A 16,923-nucleotide genomic window follows, 5' to 3' on the forward strand; every position below is an offset into this window, starting at 1 on the left:
TTGTACCCTCCTTTCTTATTATCTTCCTCTACTTGATTGTCTTTGTGCACGAGCGCGACCTGAATTATTGCTGTTTTCATTACTTTTCTCATCGCTACTCTCATCACTACTCTCTCCACTTACTGGTGCATTATAATTAACACTCTTAATATGAGATAGTGCAATTAATACAACTTCTTCTTTAATAATCAATGTTACATAACCGCCAGAAACATCTTGTAAAATACCTTCAATTTTCTCTGGTCCACCACGGTTAATTTTCACCCAGCGGTATTTGAAGCTTTGAAGTAGCGTTTCAAAGTCTTCTGCAATGTCTTCTTCCACCCATTCTAAATCACCTACTCCACCATCTTTCGTATTTTGGGTAATGCTTTTCAGATGGCGAAGCTGGTAGTAATGGCTCTCTCCTTTTTCATTCTCTAATCCGAAGTAGTCCGCACCTAATGATACTATTGTTCCTTTTTGAGATTCTGGTCCACCTCTGTTCACTCTTACATAAGATCCAATTAAGTCTTTCAAAAAATCCCAATGAAATAAACTCACGAGAAAACCCCTTCCATTAATTTATAAGCTTTTGCACTGATAGTATATGTATCTGTACAGGTTACGTTCTCTATGTTTGTCCTAGCTCGAAAAAAATATGCTTTTAACATGGTAGACTACTACCTATCAAAATTCTAAGAAATCCTGAGGGCTCCTTAGGATTTTGATGTCTTTAGATAAAAAAATCCCGTATGAAGATACATTTCTGCATATCTTCATACGGGATTTCCTAAAGTTTAGTCTTCGTCTTTAACGTCCATATCTTCTGGAATTGGTTCGTTTAATATTTCTTCCACTAATTGTTTATATTTCTCCATTTGTTCTAAATGCGTGTTGAATTGTTCTTTATTTAATAAATATTGCTCTCCATCGAATAGCGCACGAACTTTCTTTTGCTGAATTAGCTCTTCAATATACGATTTTGGTAAATTCAAATACTCCGCAGCTTCTTCTATTGTTATATACAATGCGTTCATTCCTTTATTGTTTTTTCATATATACTGTATCTTACTTTATTTTTGTAAACAAATAAAAAAGATTTTGTAAATGCAGTTTAAAAAGCAGGTAGAACCATTCCATATATTGTATAATAATATAGTAAGTATTTTTTTAAATATAGAATGGTATCACCCATTTACACAAAGGAGAGTTAACATATGGCTACTCGTCACATCATTACAATGTTAGAAAAAACATTACAAGTTGAAACAGAAAATACAACTTCTCATTTAACTACATCTTTATCTGATCGTATTCTTTCTCAAGGCGTAGCAATACACGAAAACAATTGTTATCATACAATTGGTGAATGGTACAAAAATCATTTCTTATTCCAACAAGATGATTTTCTATGGGCTAAATATGCTTTCTACGACGCATATTGTGAAGCGATAAAAAAACAAGGCCATCTTACAAAACGCGTTCGTCAAATATTAGAATCATTGGCTCGAAAACATGGAAAACAATACATTGCTTCTATACTAAATATGCCATTTCCTAATGAACGAGCAAAAGGAACAGCGTAAACAAAACATAGATTCATTGTTTTCTAGACTGATTTACAAATAAAATGTTCATGTCATATGAACTGATGAAACCGGTGTCATAATAATGATTGAAAATATAGTAAACAGGAAAACCCCCATTTACATCTCTCGTCTATTTGAATAGAGAAGTAAATGGGGGTATACTTGTACCTTTATCCGGCTATTTGTGGGTAGTAAAAGCCCGATTGGTGAAGGTTAATAATCAGTGCAGGATAGCCCCCACTGATTAAAGTTTCACTTTATTATTTCATCATTTGCTTTATCAATTCTCGATTTCGTTTTTTAAATACTTCATTATGCGAAGAAACCATTCCGTACTCACTTGCATCTGGCTGAATAAATTGTTTCGCTTTATTCACAGCATTTCCAGCATCTTGGAATGCTCCCGCAATTAAATGCAATTTCCCATCATGTTTCAAAATATCTCCCGCAGCATATAATCCATCTACAGAAGACTCACTATTTGCATTACCTGCAATATAAAAATTATCTATAATCGCAACGTCCAACTCACTATTTTCTAATAATGTAATGTCACGTTCATATCCATGATTAATAATAACTTCATCAATAGGTAAATGAGAAACTTCACCTGTCTCATGATTCGTTAATTCTACATATTCAATCGCTTCATGATTATCACCAGCAATTAATTTTGTAATCGATGTATTCAGAAAACACTTCGCTGAGCTGTTCATTAGCTGTTTTACTTGTGCTTCATGACCAGATAATTCTTCTTTTCTATATGTTACATACACTTTTTTCGCGATTGGTTCTAATTCGTTCGCCCAATCAACGGCAGAATTTCCTCCACCAGAAATAATGATCGTTTTATCTTTGAAACGCATTAAAGATTTAACTGTATAATTTAAATTCGATACTTCAAATCGCTCCGCACCTTCAATCGATAACTTTTGCGGTTTCAATATACCGCTTCCAGTTGCGACGATAATTGTTTTTGAAAAATGTTCTTCGCCAGTACTTGTTTTTAACGTAAAAGTTCCATCTTCATTACGAATAATTGATTCTACTTTTGTATTTAATACAACTTCCGGCTTAAATGTTAGCCCTTGCTGTACAAGTTGTTCAATTAATTTATCACCTGTAACTGGCAATAGCCCTCCTACATCCCAAATCATCTTCTCCGGATAAACATGTATTTTTCCACCTAACTGTGGTTGAAATTCTATTATTTTCGTTTTCATCTCTCTAAGTCCACTATAAAAAGCTGAATAAAGCCCTGCAGGTCCTCCGCCTATTACAGTTACATCAAACAATTCTTCTCGATTCATTCGTGCTCACTCCTCAGCTATCAATCATTGATTATCATTCTCAATAAAATATAACCTGTTTCCGCAAAATTTACAATCAAAATTACTATTGACAATACACCTATATAAAATTATATTATTTAAAGAATCAATAGTGATAATCATTATCAATTTGTTAATAATTAGCAAATTGAGATTACATCTTCTTTCATTAATATGGTTAATACTATATTGTGAAATCTCACATTCAAGATTTTTAATAAATTATTTTGCATTACCACTACTCTTTCAAAAAGATTGCAGTTAAACAAATTATTGTATACACATACATCTACGTTAAAGGAGAAAGACGATGAAAAAGTTATTTATTTCACTAACAGTTCTTTTCGTTCTTGTTATGAGTGCTTGTAGCAACGGCTCTACAGACAAAAAGAATGATGCAAAAGGTAGTAAATCAGAAACAATTACATACCAATCTGAAAATGGTAAAGTAGAAGTTCCTGCAAATCCAAAACGCGTTGTTGTTTTATCATCATTCGCTGGTAACGTAATGTCATTAGGCGTAAATGTTGTTGGGGTAGATTCATGGTCTAAACAAAACCCACGTTTTGATAGTAAACTTAAAGATGTTGCTGAAGTATCAGATGAAAATGTTGAAAAAATCGCTGAACTAAATCCCGATTTAATCATTGGTTTATCAAATATTAAAAATGTTGATAAGTTAAAGAAAATCGCTCCTACTGTAACATACACTTACGGAAAAGTTGATTACTTAACACAACATTTAGAAATCGGTAAGTTATTAAACAAAGAAAAAGAAGCAAAAACTTGGATTGATGATTTCAAGAAACGTGCACAAGAAGCTGGTAAAGAAATTAAAGCAAAAATTGGTGAAGATGCAACAGTATCTGTTGTTGAAAACTTCAATAAACAGCTTTATGTATACGGGGAGAACTGGGGCCGCGGAACAGAAATTCTGTACCAAGAAATGAAATTAAAAATGCCTGAAAAAGTAAAAGAAAAAGCTTTAAAAGAAGGTTACTACGCATTATCTACTGAGGTATTACCTGAGTTTGCTGGTGATTACTTAATCGTAAGTAAAAACAAAGATACTGATAACTCCTTCCAAGAGACAGAATCATACAAAAACATTCCAGCAGTAAAAAATAATCGCGTATACGAAGCAAACATGATGGAATTCTATTTCAATGATCCACTTACATTAGATTTCCAACTAGACTTCTTCAAGAAAAGCTTTCTTGGTAAATAATACAAACATGAGGAATTCTTAATTTAAGAATTCCTCTTCCTTTATTCTATGAACAGAAAAGATGTGAAACGAATGACAAAAGATCATGACAATCCACGTTCTATAGCTTTTACATACAAACTAATTTTGAGCATAATTGCATTCTTTCTAATTTTTATGGTTGCAATGGTATTAGGGGCTGCAGATACTTCTATAAAAGACGTATGGTTAGCACTCACTTCCTCGGCTCAAGGAGACAAAATATCTATTATTCGTGAAATACGTTTACCACGTGAAGTTGCTGCTATTTTTGTAGGGGCTGGACTAGCCGTTTCTGGGGCAATTATGCAAGGTTTAACACGAAACCCCCTTGCAGACCCTGGCTTACTTGGGCTAACGGGTGGCGCAAATGCTGCACTTGCACTAACACTTGCTTTCAACCCTTCCATAAGCTATCTGTACTTAACATTAGCTTGCTTTATCGGGGCTGCGGTTGGGGCAATTATGGTATTTGGAATTGGTATGGTGAAAAAAGGCGGACTTTCTCCTCTTCGAATTGTATTAGCAGGTGCTGCAGTTTCAGCATTTCTACTCGCAATTTCAGAAGGAGTCGGCATTTACTTCAAAATTTCACAAGATGTATCACTTTGGACTGCTGGAGGGGTGATTGGAACTACTTGGAGTCAATTGAAAATTATTATTCCAGTCATTTCAATAAGTATCTTTATCGCTATCTTATTTGCAAGAAAATTGACAGTCCTTAGTTTCAGTGAAGAAGTTGCTGTTGGACTCGGTCAAAAAATCATTGTTATTAAAACAATTTTGTTTATCATTATTATCTTACTTGCTGGTGCTTCTGTGGCGCTTGTCGGAAATATGGCATTTATCGGTTTAATGATACCTCATATGGTGCGTCCTATTGTTGGTCCAGATTACCGATTTATTATTCCGATGTCAGCAATTGCTGGTGCTTCCTTTATGTTACTTGCAGACACAATCGGACGTACAATTAATGCTCCGTATGAAACACCCGTTGCTGCTATCGTCGCAATTGTAGGATTACCATTCTTCCTATTCATTGTTCGCAAAGGAGGAAAAACATTCTCATGATGCCATCTATTTTAAGAAAACAACGTCTTATTATACTCGCATTACTTATACTAACTATTACAACCATTGTAATTGGAATGGGACTCGGTTCAGCATCTTTATCTTATGATCGACTACTCCCAACGCTAATGGGACAAGGTTCATTTAAAGAAGAATTCGTTTTATATTCTTTAAGACTACCTAGAATTATCATTACAGTATTAGCTGGTATGGCACTCGCTTTATCAGGTGCTATCCTTCAAGGCATTACACGTAACGATTTAGCTGAACCTGGTATTCTCGGGATTAACTCTGGTGCTGGTGTTGCTGTTTCTATTTTCTTTTTATACTTTCCAATAGATGTAGGTTCATTTCTTTATTTACTACCAGTCGTTGGATTTATCGGGGCTTTTCTTACAGCTGTTTTAATTTACGTATTTTCATATAGTCAATCAACAGGGCTTCAGCCAATACGATTAACATTAACCGGTATCGGTTTTTCATTTGCACTATCTGGAGCAATGATTGTCCTTATTTCATCTGCTGATCGTATGAAAGTCGACTTTATCGCCAAATGGATTGCCGGAAACATTTGGGGAGATGATTGGATCTTCATTTTCGCAATGCTCCCATGGTTAATCGTATTAATTCCATTTGTTTTCTATAAAGCAAATCGATTAAACATTTTAGCATTAAACGAACCAGTCGCAATCGGCGTTGGAATTGAAATTGAAAAAGAACGCAGATACTTATTAATTGCAGCCGTTGCACTTGCAGCTGCAGCAGTTTCCGTAACAGGAGGAATTAGCTTTATCGGGCTGATGGCTCCTCATATCGCAAAATCTTTAGTAGGCCCAAGACATCAAATCTTCATGCCTATCGCCCTTTTAATCGGCGGATGGCTATTACTATTAGCAGACACAATCGGACGAAACATCGTTGAGCCTAACGGTATTCCGGCAGGTATTGTCGTTGCTTTAATTGGTGCTCCTTACTTTATGTATTTATTGCTTAAGAAAGCATAAAAAACACCCTCAAGAGTGCAATCTTGAGGGTGTTTTCGTTTCATTCTACTGCTGCCCATATCCTTCAAACTTCTTCGCTAAATTCTCCATCTCATCTTCTGGCAATAACTTCGGTTCTCCGACGCTTTTCGTTTGATAATAAATTTGCGCACAAAACTCAATTTCTTCCGCAACAGTAAATGCCATTTTTATACTATTTGCACCTGCAATTAAACCGTGGTTCGCAAGTAATACTGCACGGCGATTAATCATGCCTTCAAAAGCAGCCTCTGCTAATTGCTTCGTACCAAATGTTTCATACGGTGCACAGCGTACATTCGGGCCTGCGAAAGCAATTAAATATGAAACAGCCGGAAGCTCCCACCCTAATGATGCAATCGTCTTCGCATAAGGTGAATGTGTATGAACGAGCGCATTTATATCTTCACGATTCCTATAATAAATAAGATGCATATCTAGTTCACTTGACGGTTTTCTCTCACCTTCTACTACTTCACCATCTAAGTTTAATATAACTACATCCACGGGCGTTGTTTCATAATAATCTAAACCACTTGGGCTAATTGCAACTAGGCCTTGTTCACGATTGAAAATACTAATATTTCCGCCGGTCCCCTTTGTTAAACCGCTAGAAATCATTTTCCTTCCGTACGCTACAATTTCTTCTCTTTCTTTTTGTAATAACATATACATCCCCCTAAGTATGAAGCTTATGATGACTGACTATATACCTATTTACTAAAATAGATTTTTTAAATTCTCCGTAAACGGTGCCTTTACAATCCCTTTTTCCGTAATAATTGCTGTTATATTTGCATGTGGCGTAACATCAAATGCTGGATTGTATACTTTACTTCCTTTCGGAGCTGAATATTGTCCGAAACGATTGATTACTTCAGAAGCATCTCTTTCTTCGATCGGAATTTCGTTTCCTGTCGGTGTGTTTAAATCAATTGTCGGTGTTGGTGCTGCTACATAAAACGGAATGTTATAGTATTTAGCTAAAATAGATACGCCTAATGTTCCAATTTTATTTGCTACATCACCATTTGCTGCTACTCGGTCACAGCCGACGATTACCGCATCAATCTTCCCTTGTGACATGACCATAGCTGCCATATTATCGGTAATGACTGTTACATCAATTCCCGCTCGCTGTAGTTCTAATGCTGTTAACGTTGAACCTTGTAATCTAGGTCGTGTTTCATCAGAGTAGATTTTAAGGTCCCATCCTTTTTCTTTCGCTAAATACATTGGAGCTGTCGCAGTACCATACTTAGTCGTTGCTAACGCACCTGCATTACAATGAGTTAATAATCCCATGCCATCATGGAATAATGTTAATGCATGTTCTCCAATTTGACGGTTAATTTCTTCATCTTCTCTATGAATCTCTTTTGCCTCTTCTAACAATCTATCTTTCAACCGTGCAATCGATAAGTGAACATTATCTATCGCTACACTTTCCATTCTTTCCAGCGCCCAAAATAAATTTACTGCCGTCGGTCTTGATGTTGCTAAATATGCACATACCCTTTTTACTTCTTCAATACATCCTTCTACCGTACTTTCAGCAAATTCCTTTACCCCTAAATACACACCATACGCTGCTGAAACCCCAATCGCTGGTGCACCTCGCACTTTCATGACTTGAATTGCATCCCACACACTTTCAGCTGTTTTGAAAGATTCATAGACAACTTCGTTCGGTAATAACGTTTGATCTAATAAAACTAAAGCATCATCTTTCCATTGAATTGGTATTAATTGCTCTTTCATCATTTTCTCTCCTTACTTCGCGCTATGAATGGACTGTTTTTTTAACATTTCTACAAAACTCGTACCTGTTTTATATTGATTCGCTCGTAAAATAAACTTCTTCGCTACTTGAAGACAAATTCGCTCCGCTCTAGCACGTGCTTCATCATTCTCAATACAAGTAATATCCTTTACTTTTGCTAATCCAACAATACGACGAATTAACTCAAGACCCGTCACTGCAGCTGTATCCTCTAACACAGATTGTAAATATACGCCATTAAAGCCTTCTTCCTTCGCCATGATTTCTGTCACATGAATATCCCAAGCAACTAAAAACTTCTTCTTAAATAAATCAATTACCTCTACCATCGTCGTTTTTAGCCAATCCATATACGTATCTTTCTCAGTTCCAGGTAGCATCGTTGCATCTGCATTCACCCAAGCAAATATTAAATTCGCCATTACATTCCCAATGTCATATCCCATAGGTCCATAAAAAGCAAACTCAGGATCAATAACTTTTGTAGAATCACTTTTTACGAAAACAGAACCAGTATGTAAATCACCGTGAAGCAACGCCTGCGCATTCGTCATAAAAGAAAACTTAAGTTTCGCTACTTCCATACGAAGCTCTTTATCACTATAAATATGCTCTCTAATCCATCCTTCATTTAATTGAAATAACTCATTACGTTTATTATGATTTGTAAATGGTTCAGAGTATACGAGGTCCTCTGTAATCTCACATAACTCTGGATTTATATAATTCTTCACAAGTTCCTTCTTCTCTTTATGATTCATTACAACATCTGATGTTAATAGAAGAGTATTTACCATAAAAGTAGTTAAATCTTCAGCAAGCCTCGGAAATATTTGATGATTTATAAGTGCTGTACGTAATATTGTGTGATCTGATAAGTCTTCCATCACGCAACAATTCATCACACTATCAAACAAATATACTTTTGGAACAAGCCCAGGTGCTAACTCCTCCTCTAACTGCAAAACATCTGATTCTATACGAATACGATTCGTCGACAACTTAAACTCATCTGAAATACGTGCTGTATTCCCGGCCTGCTTTACGATGACAGACATGGTCTCTTTTTCATCCCAAACGCGGAACACATAATTTAAATTACCATCACCTATTTCTTTACACTGTAACCCCTTTGCATGTTCAAACTTAGATAATTTCTCTTTCACATATGCAATCACATCTTTATCTTCCATTAAAAAATACTTCGTGAACTTAGACATGGTTTCCCCTCCCACACTAATTGTAAGCGTTTTCTAAAGGCTATAAAAAAATAATAGGTTGAATGTTTTTCATCCTATATTATATATTCTTCTTTTTGAAAGATATATCTAGATTTTATTATATCTTGTTAGCACTTTGAGTCAATGTTTCTAATTATCATTGCAATATACTTCCTAATTATATATTTGAGCGGACAAAAATTGTTCAAAAAGATTCCGATTCATTTTATTTTATTTATCGCACAATTCTTTGTAAAATAGAAATAAGCAGTTCCTTTTCAAATCTACAACTTCTAAGAAATATCTCCTTCCTAAGAATTTATACTTACACCATGTCTCTAACATACACACTACTCTTTCAAACACTCATTGAAAATTTATGACATGAAAATTACCTTTTCATTCCCTAACAACCTTAATTGAGAATAAATATTAATTAAATTGGTATAAAGTTGGTTTATTCTCTTGACAAAATAACCACTTCTATATGATAATTAATATCGAATTAGAATTATTATAGTTAATTAAAAAATATATTTTATGAGCAAACTATTTTTTGATGCTCAAAACCAACATTTAGGAGGAAATTTAATATGTTATTAATCGGCACAGAAGTAAAACCGTTTAAAGCTAATGCTTACCATAATGGAGAATTTATCCAAGTTACTGACGAAAGTTTAAAAGGAAAATGGAGTGTAGTTTGTTTCTACCCAGCTGACTTCACATTCGTTTGCCCAACTGAACTTGAAGACTTACAAAACCAATATGCAACTCTAAAAGACTTAGGCGTTGAAGTATACTCTGTATCTACAGACACTCACTTCACTCACAAAGCATGGCATGATAGCTCAGAAACTATCGGTAAAATCGAATACATTATGATTGGTGACCCAACTCGCACAATCACTACAAACTTCAACGTTTTAATGGAAGAAGAAGGTCTTGCTGCTCGTGGTACATTCATCATCGATCCAGACGGCGTTATCCAATCTATGGAAATCAACGCTGACGGTATCGGCCGTGATGCAAGCATTCTTGTTAACAAAATTAAAGCAGCTCAATACGTACGTAACAACCCAGGTGAAGTTTGCCCAGCTAAATGGCAAGAGGGTTCTGCAACACTTAAACCAAGCCTTGACCTTGTAGGCAAAATCTAAGGAGTTCGATCAAAATGATACTAGATGCAGATATAAAAACACAACTATCCCAATACCTTCAGTTAATGGAGAACGATATTTTACTTAAAGTTAGCTCAGGAGACGATAATGTATCTAAAGATATGTTATCTCTAGTAGATGAATTAGCTACTATGTCATCAAAGATTACAGTAGAAAAAGTTGAACTAGAGAGAACACCAAGCTTTAGTGTAAATCGCCCTGATGAAGACACTGGTGTAGTATTCGCTGGTATTCCATTAGGACACGAATTTACTTCATTAGTGTTAGCTTTACTACAAGTTAGTGGACGTGCTCCAAAAGTTGAACAAAAATTAATCGATCAAATTAAAAACATTCAAGGCGAATATCATTTTGAATCTTATATCAGCCTAAGTTGTCATAACTGTCCTGATGTTGTACAAGCTCTTAACGTAATGAGCGTTCTTAACTCTGGTATTACACATACTATGATTGATGGCGCTGCATTCAAAGAGGAAGTAGAAAGCAAAGACATCATGGCAGTACCAACAGTTTTCCTAAATGGCGAATCTTTCGGAAGCGGTCGTATGACACTTGAAGAAATTTTAGCTAAAATGGGTAACGGTCCAGATGCATCAGAGCTTTCTGATAAAGATCCATACGATGTTCTTGTTGTTGGTGGCGGCCCAGCTGGTGCAAGTGCAGCAATTTATGCAGCACGTAAAGGCATCCGCACTGGTATCGTTGCTGAGCGCTTCGGTGGTCAAGTAATGGATACTATGGGTATTGAGAACTTCATCAGCGTAAAACGCACTGAAGGTCCTAAGCTAGTAGCAAGCCTTGAAGAGCACGTAAAAGAATACGACATCGATGTAATGAATCTACAACGTGCGAAACGTTTAGAGAAAAAAGAACTTATTGAAGTGGAACTTGAAAACGGCGCTATTCTGAAAAGTAAGAGCGTAATCGTTTCTACAGGTGCTCGCTGGCGTAATGTTGGCGTACCAGGTGAAGCTGAGTTCAAAAATAAAGGTGTAGCATACTGCCCACACTGTGACGGTCCATTATTCATCGGAAAAGATGTAGCAGTTATTGGCGGAGGTAACTCTGGTATTGAAGCAGCTATCGACTTAGCAGGTATTGTTAAGCACGTAACTGTTCTTGAATTCATGCCAGAATTAAAAGCTGATGCTGTATTACAAGAGCGTCTTAACAGCTTACCAAACGTAACTGTTCTGAAAAACGTTCAAACGAAAGAAATCACTGGTACTGACAAAGTAAACGGTATTTCTTACATCGATCGTGAAACTGAAGAAGTTCATCACGTTGAATTACAAGGTGTATTCGTTCAAATCGGTCTTGTGCCAAACACAGACTGGTTAGGCGAAACAGTTGAACGCGCTCGCGGTGAAATCGTAACAGACAAGCACGGCGCTACAAACGTACCAGGAGTGTTTGCTGCAGGTGACTGTACAAATAATCCGTACAAACAAATCATCATCTCTATGGGTTCAGGTGCAAACGCTGCTTTAGGCGCATTTGATTACTTAATCCGTAACTAATAAAAAAAGCAGGTGCCTTAGCATCTGCTTTTTTATTATCCTAACGTATACACTAAAAACCTCTCATTCCCATTCTTCTCATAAGCACCTGGCAATCTAACTTCTTTCTTTAGCTCAAACGCAGTCTGATTTTCTAAGAAGAAAATATAGTCCTCAGAAGGATAATATAAAATAATACCCACTTCTCTCCCCGTTTCTTCTACTGAAAGCAAAATGTTATTGACTACATTCATAAACACTTGCACAGAAAACGGATTAAAGAAATAAAACCTATTATCATGTGGATCAATCTCATATTCCTGCGCTAAACAACATTGGAATTGAATTTTCCCCTTACTGTTTTGTGCCTTTCGTGCATAACGATCTCTATTATCCATCGCTTCTTTATAAAACTCTTCATTCATTTCAATTCCAACTACTGAAGCACCACATTTATGATGCATATAAAAGTTTAATCGCCCTTTTCCGCACCCAAAGTCTACAATTCGGTCGCTACTTCGTATTTCATATTGATTCAATAACTCATCTAACCCGCTATACGGCGTCGGTTCATAGCGGTGATAATGCATAGACTTGTTAAACCCTTTTTGCTCACCGACTGTTTTTATATGTAAAACTGCATCATAATATTGTTCGTTCATTCGTTTTCTCCTATTAAAAAATGGTACTTATTATTATACACCATGTACTGGAGGCTCATTTTTCATCAAATTAATAGGTCCGTGAAATTATACCAACGATTTTCTTAATATATCTATCGTAACTTCAAATATATCAACGATTTTCTCAATATATCTATCATAACTCAAAATATATCAACGGTTTTTCAAATATATCGATTTACCGTCAATTCACGATAAAAAAACAGGAGCTCTCTAGCCCCTGTCTTCTAACACTTTCAATACAGTTTGCTTCAATATTTCTACCCCATCCATAATACAACTATGATCAAATCTCATATACGGATGGTGTAATCCAGGTTGTAGATCTGCTCCTAGTCCAAGCATGACAGCTTTTAAATGTGGTCTCTTCACTGTGTAGTAATGGAAGTCATCGCTTCCTGTCGTATAAAGCGGCCCTGTGCATTGCTCTTCTCCATACACTTCGAGAATGCCTTTACGCATGTAACGCTCCGCTTCTTCTGACACCTCTGCTCCTGGAGCAAGATCAATCCATTCGTATGAAGTTTTCGATCCCATTGATGCGGCTGATTCTATTACATGCTCTATCTTTTTCTTTAATTCTTCTAATAATGTATTATTCTCCGCTCTTACATCTAAGCTAAAATGGCCGTTACCTGGAATGATATTTAAATTATCTCCACCAGCTTGGCACCGCGTCATCTTCACTGAATATGAACTTTGTGGCGGCAACCATATATTTTTCAAACCGATATTAATCATGGAAATGACATCAATTGCATTCACACCTTGGTGTGGTCTTGCCCCATGTGCATCCTCCCCATGAATCATACCCTCTAGAAATCTTGCTGCTCCGTGACGAATAGATGGGGCTGCTTGTTTCAAAGATAATTCTTCGATTGGTCGTAAATGGACACCGAATAAGAAATCAGCATCATCTACAGCACCTTTCTCTACCATCTTTAAAGCACCATTTCCCTTCTCTTCTGCCGGTTGAAAAATAAATCTAACCGTTCCACTATCCCATCTCATATTTTTCAATTGTAAAATAAGCCCCATTACAATCGTCATATGAGCATCATGACCACACGAATGGTTCGCTTTAAATTCTCCATCTACTTCTTGCCAAAGTGCATCCATATCAGCACGAATCGCAATAACCGGGTTCCCATTTCCAATCTCAGCGATTACGCCTGGGCAATCATCAAATGTTTTATATGAAATTCCTTCTTCTTTTAAAAAGTTAGTAATATAAGCTGTCGTTTCATACTCTTTCCAACTTACTTCAGGGTTTTCATGTAAATGCTGAAAAATTTCCGTTAAACGCTCTTGTAGTTCTAATGTTTTCAAAGCTCCATTCTCCTTCCCAAATTACAAACCATTCAGGTTAATTATACTTATGAAAAACAGATGTTTTTATGAACATATTGAATTTTAAGAAAAAAGTCAATTGTTTATTTTTAAACTTTTTAAAAGCTTACTCTGTATCTATATTACAAACTGAATAAACAACTAGAATATTCCTTATTTTCTGTTCTTTGTTGACGCTTACATATATTTTTAGTTATCATAACCTAATAACCGTCTATTTTACGACAATTCTAAAAAATACAAACAAACATACGTAACAAGGAGGAAATTTATGAAAAAAGAAATACCTTTTGGAATAGCGATTATCCCTATTATCATTACCGTTGCAGTTATGATGGTTACAATTGTTGTATTAAAACAAAGCCCTCACGTTCCACTTATTATCGGTACGACCGTTGCTTCTATCGTCGCTTGGCGTTACGGTTACAAATGGAATGATCTTGAAGAAGCAATGTATAAAGGGATTCGTCTTGCATTACCCGCTATCGTCATTATTATTCTTGTTGGCTTAACAATCGGTGCTTGGATTGGCGGTGGAATCGTCGCAACAATGATTTATTACGGTTTAAAACTTTTAACTCCATCACTATTTTTAGTATCCATTACCATTATCTGTTCTATCGTTGCATTAGCGATTGGTAGCTCTTGGTCTACAATGGGAACAATTGGTGTTGCCGGAATGGGCATTGGTCTAAGTATGGGTATTCCAGCTCCAATGGTTGCTGGTGCCATTATTTCAGGCTCTTATTTTGGCGATAAAATGTCACCGCTTTCAGACACAACAAACTTAGCCGCAGGATTAACAAATACAGATTTATTCGCACATATTCGTCATATGTTATTTACTACAATTCCAGGTTTAATTATTACTCTTATCGTCTATGCTTTCTTAGGAAGAAGCTTCGGTGATAACAATATTGATGCGCAAAGCATCGATCAAACATTACAAGTCTTACAACAAAACTTTGTTATTTCACCTTTCCTATTAATCATACCCGTAGCCGTTATGGTATTGGTCGCTAAAAAGGTTCCTGCCATACCAGCCATTCTCGTCGGTATTATTTTAGGATTCTTATCACAAGTCTTTATTCAAGGTGGTTCTGTCTCAGCATCTGTCGGTGCACTCCAAGCTGGATTTGTTATAGACACTGGAAACAAGCTAGTAGACGAACTATTTAACCGCGGTGGCTTAGATTCGATGATGAATACAGTCTCTATGACAATTGTCGCTATGACTTTCGGAGGAGTATTAGAACATACAGGTATTCTTCGCTCAATTGTAAATCAAATTTTAAAGTTAGCAAAATCAGCAAAAGGGCTTATCGCTTCTACTATCGCATCTTGTTTTGCAACAAACCTTACTTGCTCTGAACAATATATTTCAATTGTTGTTCCTTCAAGAATGTATGCAAATGCATACACAGAAAAAGGACTACATTCAAAAAATTTATCCAGAGCATTAGAAGATGGCGGAACATTAACTTCTGTCTTCGTTCCTTGGAATACGTGCGGTGTATTTATTCTCGCTACACTTGGCGTAGGTGCATTTGAATATGCCCCTTATGCTATTTTGAATTTCATCGTACCTATTATCTCAATCATTTATGGTATAACAGGCTTCACAATTGTAAAACTATCAGACATTGAAAAAGCAGAACTACTAAAGAAACAAAAAGCGCAACTAGAAGCTTAAAAATAGCGGTAAATTCAGTTCATATAGTGCGCGAGGTCGCCCTTGTTGATAGGGCATTTCCTCGCCGCAAATATGAGCATACCCGTAATCAACTAATTTTTTTAACAATCTTTCTGTCGATCGCCGGGTCACTTGTAAGTACTCAGAAAGGTCAGCTGCTGTAAACTTCAATGACGGATGCGATTGACTAAATTGAATGATTTTTGACAAGTTGGCCGGACTAAGCTTCGTTTCTTTCGCTATTTTCATTAGTTCCGGATGATCATTTTTCAAACTTTGTACTCTCTGTTCTTTCGGGAACGGACCAAATAAATCTTTATCACTTGTTAGTATATAAAAACAACGATCTATTGGATTATTCTTTGCAAAACTTTGAGCAATTTTTGCATTTTTCTCCGCCTCTTTCACGGTTTTTCCATAACCAAATCCAATAGCTATCGTTCCTTCTACGCTCGCAAACAAGTTATGTATCGCATTTGTCTTAATAATCGATTCGATATCACCACGAGTTGTATACAAAATGCATGTCATTTCATCCACTTGTTTAAATGAACCACGTAGTTCTTTTGAAATGACATCTAGTTTTTCAAGCAAACTCGTTCGTAATTCTAAGGAAGAAATAATACAAGCACCAACAGTAGCTGAATAGCTTTTTGCTAACTCAGCTTTTATTTTTGCATCTTTTAGCCCATGTATAATGGACTGTGTTGGATCAATCATACGCTCTGAAGGAACACCTATTTTTTGAAGCTCATCGTAAACAGCGTGAATACTAGTTAAAGCTAAATGAGCCTCTCCGGATTGATATTTAGCTACATGAAAATCAATGACTCTATTTATTTCCTCTTTACTCCACAACATATTTTCATAATCCAACACTTGTGGCTTTTCTTTTATACCGATATCGCGGCATACATTTGTAATAAACGAACGGTCTACTAAATCGATTGAAATTTTATGTGGTTGAATACCTTGATGATATATGACAGAAAGAAGTGAAGATGCAACCGTTGTCTCATCTTGCTGTAAGTACGTACTTGGAATTCGTAATTGTTCTCTTATTTCTTTTGCCATATAATAAGGTAAGGCACCTGAGAAAAAGATAACATCACAAGGCTTTAAACCCTTTAATAGTTCAGAAGATTCTGCCGGATTAAGGTAAACATATGGATCAATTTCTATTTCTTCTAATTTATGAGCAATAGGGAAAAGATTCTCCATAAACTCCTTTGAACCGACAACTGCAATTTTTATTATCATTTTCTCTAACTCCTTA

At 36.0% G+C, this 16,923-nt stretch carries 16 protein-coding genes; 7 read left to right on the forward strand and 9 right to left on the reverse strand.

The window, feature by feature from the left end:
- Positions 1 to 18: 18 nt before the first annotated feature.
- The gene (locus A6J74_RS14925; RefSeq protein ID WP_000051642.1) at positions 19 to 543 is read right to left on the reverse strand and encodes an LSm family protein; all 525 of its coding nucleotides are present in this window, start codon (positions 541 to 543) and stop codon (positions 19 to 21) included.
- Positions 544 to 779: 236 nt separating this feature from the next.
- On the reverse strand, positions 780 to 1,019 hold the full coding sequence (locus tag A6J74_RS14930) for a helix-turn-helix domain-containing protein (RefSeq protein WP_002037874.1): 240 nt from the start codon (positions 1,017 to 1,019) through the stop codon (positions 780 to 782).
- Positions 1,020 to 1,199: 180 nt separating this feature from the next.
- Here A6J74_RS14930 and A6J74_RS14935 point away from each other — a divergent pair, with 180 nt between their 5' ends.
- Complete coding sequence (locus tag A6J74_RS14935) at positions 1,200 to 1,568, forward strand: hypothetical protein (protein ID WP_000235486.1); 369 nt, start codon at positions 1,200 to 1,202, stop codon at positions 1,566 to 1,568.
- 263 nt (positions 1,569 to 1,831) lie between these two features.
- On the opposite strand, the gene A6J74_RS14940 is transcribed toward A6J74_RS14935, so the two are convergent.
- Positions 1,832 to 2,881, reverse strand: a complete 1,050-nt coding sequence (locus A6J74_RS14940; RefSeq protein WP_001078288.1) for an NAD(P)/FAD-dependent oxidoreductase — start codon at positions 2,879 to 2,881, stop codon at positions 1,832 to 1,834.
- A gap of 331 nt (positions 2,882 to 3,212) precedes the next feature.
- Between A6J74_RS14940 and A6J74_RS14950 the strand changes: the two genes are divergently transcribed.
- Genes A6J74_RS14950 through A6J74_RS14960 form a run of 3 tightly spaced genes read left to right on the forward strand, consistent with a single transcriptional unit; the run spans position 3,213 to position 6,223 of the window.
- A complete protein-coding gene (locus tag A6J74_RS14950; RefSeq protein WP_000732581.1) occupies positions 3,213 to 4,130 on the forward strand; it encodes an iron-hydroxamate ABC transporter substrate-binding protein in 918 nt (305 codons plus the stop codon).
- A gap of 48 nt (positions 4,131 to 4,178) precedes the next feature.
- Positions 4,179 to 5,219: a FecCD family ABC transporter permease gene (locus A6J74_RS14955; protein ID WP_002105669.1), complete on the forward strand. Its 1,041-nt coding sequence runs from the start codon at positions 4,179 to 4,181 to the stop codon at positions 5,217 to 5,219.
- Positions 5,216 to 6,223, forward strand: coding sequence for a FecCD family ABC transporter permease (locus tag A6J74_RS14960; protein ID WP_000982878.1), 1,008 nt, complete (start codon positions 5,216 to 5,218; stop codon positions 6,221 to 6,223). The genes A6J74_RS14955 and A6J74_RS14960 overlap by 4 nt, the downstream gene beginning before the upstream one ends.
- Before the next feature lie 45 nt (positions 6,224 to 6,268).
- Here A6J74_RS14960 and A6J74_RS14965 read toward each other — a convergent pair whose 3' ends face one another.
- Genes A6J74_RS14965 through mtnK form a run of 3 tightly spaced genes read right to left on the reverse strand, consistent with a single transcriptional unit; the run spans position 6,269 to position 9,244 of the window.
- The gene (locus A6J74_RS14965) at positions 6,269 to 6,910 is read right to left on the reverse strand and encodes an L-fuculose-phosphate aldolase (protein ID WP_000926574.1); all 642 of its coding nucleotides are present in this window, start codon (positions 6,908 to 6,910) and stop codon (positions 6,269 to 6,271) included.
- A gap of 51 nt (positions 6,911 to 6,961) precedes the next feature.
- On the reverse strand, positions 6,962 to 8,005 hold the full coding sequence (gene mtnA / locus A6J74_RS14970; RefSeq protein WP_002047071.1) for an S-methyl-5-thioribose-1-phosphate isomerase: 1,044 nt from the start codon (positions 8,003 to 8,005) through the stop codon (positions 6,962 to 6,964).
- A 9-nt stretch (positions 8,006 to 8,014) separates the two neighbouring features.
- Complete coding sequence (mtnK, locus tag A6J74_RS14975; RefSeq protein ID WP_000033270.1) at positions 8,015 to 9,244, reverse strand: S-methyl-5-thioribose kinase; 1,230 nt, start codon at positions 9,242 to 9,244, stop codon at positions 8,015 to 8,017.
- A 593-nt stretch (positions 9,245 to 9,837) separates the two neighbouring features.
- On the opposite strand from mtnK, the gene ahpC reads away from it, so the two are divergent.
- Positions 9,838 to 10,401: an alkyl hydroperoxide reductase subunit C gene (gene ahpC / locus A6J74_RS14980; RefSeq protein ID WP_000924420.1), complete on the forward strand. Its 564-nt coding sequence runs from the start codon at positions 9,838 to 9,840 to the stop codon at positions 10,399 to 10,401.
- 14 nt (positions 10,402 to 10,415) lie between these two features.
- Positions 10,416 to 11,942: an alkyl hydroperoxide reductase subunit F gene (gene ahpF / locus A6J74_RS14985; protein ID WP_000599520.1), complete on the forward strand. Its 1,527-nt coding sequence runs from the start codon at positions 10,416 to 10,418 to the stop codon at positions 11,940 to 11,942.
- 35 nt (positions 11,943 to 11,977) lie between these two features.
- On the opposite strand, the gene A6J74_RS14990 is transcribed toward ahpF, so the two are convergent.
- Both A6J74_RS14990 and A6J74_RS14995 read right to left on the reverse strand, forming a co-directional pair.
- Positions 11,978 to 12,583, reverse strand: coding sequence for an SAM-dependent methyltransferase (locus A6J74_RS14990; RefSeq protein WP_001005641.1), 606 nt, complete (start codon positions 12,581 to 12,583; stop codon positions 11,978 to 11,980).
- Positions 12,584 to 12,817: 234 nt separating this feature from the next.
- A complete protein-coding gene (locus A6J74_RS14995) occupies positions 12,818 to 13,933 on the reverse strand; it encodes a M20 peptidase aminoacylase family protein (protein WP_000853539.1) in 1,116 nt (371 codons plus the stop codon).
- A gap of 292 nt (positions 13,934 to 14,225) precedes the next feature.
- On the opposite strand from A6J74_RS14995, the gene nhaC reads away from it, so the two are divergent.
- A complete protein-coding gene (gene nhaC, locus A6J74_RS15000) occupies positions 14,226 to 15,647 on the forward strand; it encodes a Na+/H+ antiporter NhaC (protein ID WP_000711508.1) in 1,422 nt (473 codons plus the stop codon).
- Here nhaC and A6J74_RS15005 read toward each other — a convergent pair.
- The gene (locus A6J74_RS15005; RefSeq protein ID WP_000584380.1) at positions 15,636 to 16,907 is read right to left on the reverse strand and encodes a hypothetical protein; all 1,272 of its coding nucleotides are present in this window, start codon (positions 16,905 to 16,907) and stop codon (positions 15,636 to 15,638) included. The genes nhaC and A6J74_RS15005 overlap by 12 nt on opposite strands.
- Positions 16,908 to 16,923 lie beyond the last annotated feature (16 nt).

Source organism: Bacillus sp. FDAARGOS_235 (genome assembly GCF_002073415.2).
Lineage (GTDB): Bacteria > Bacillota > Bacilli > Bacillales > Bacillaceae_G > Bacillus_A > Bacillus_A toyonensis.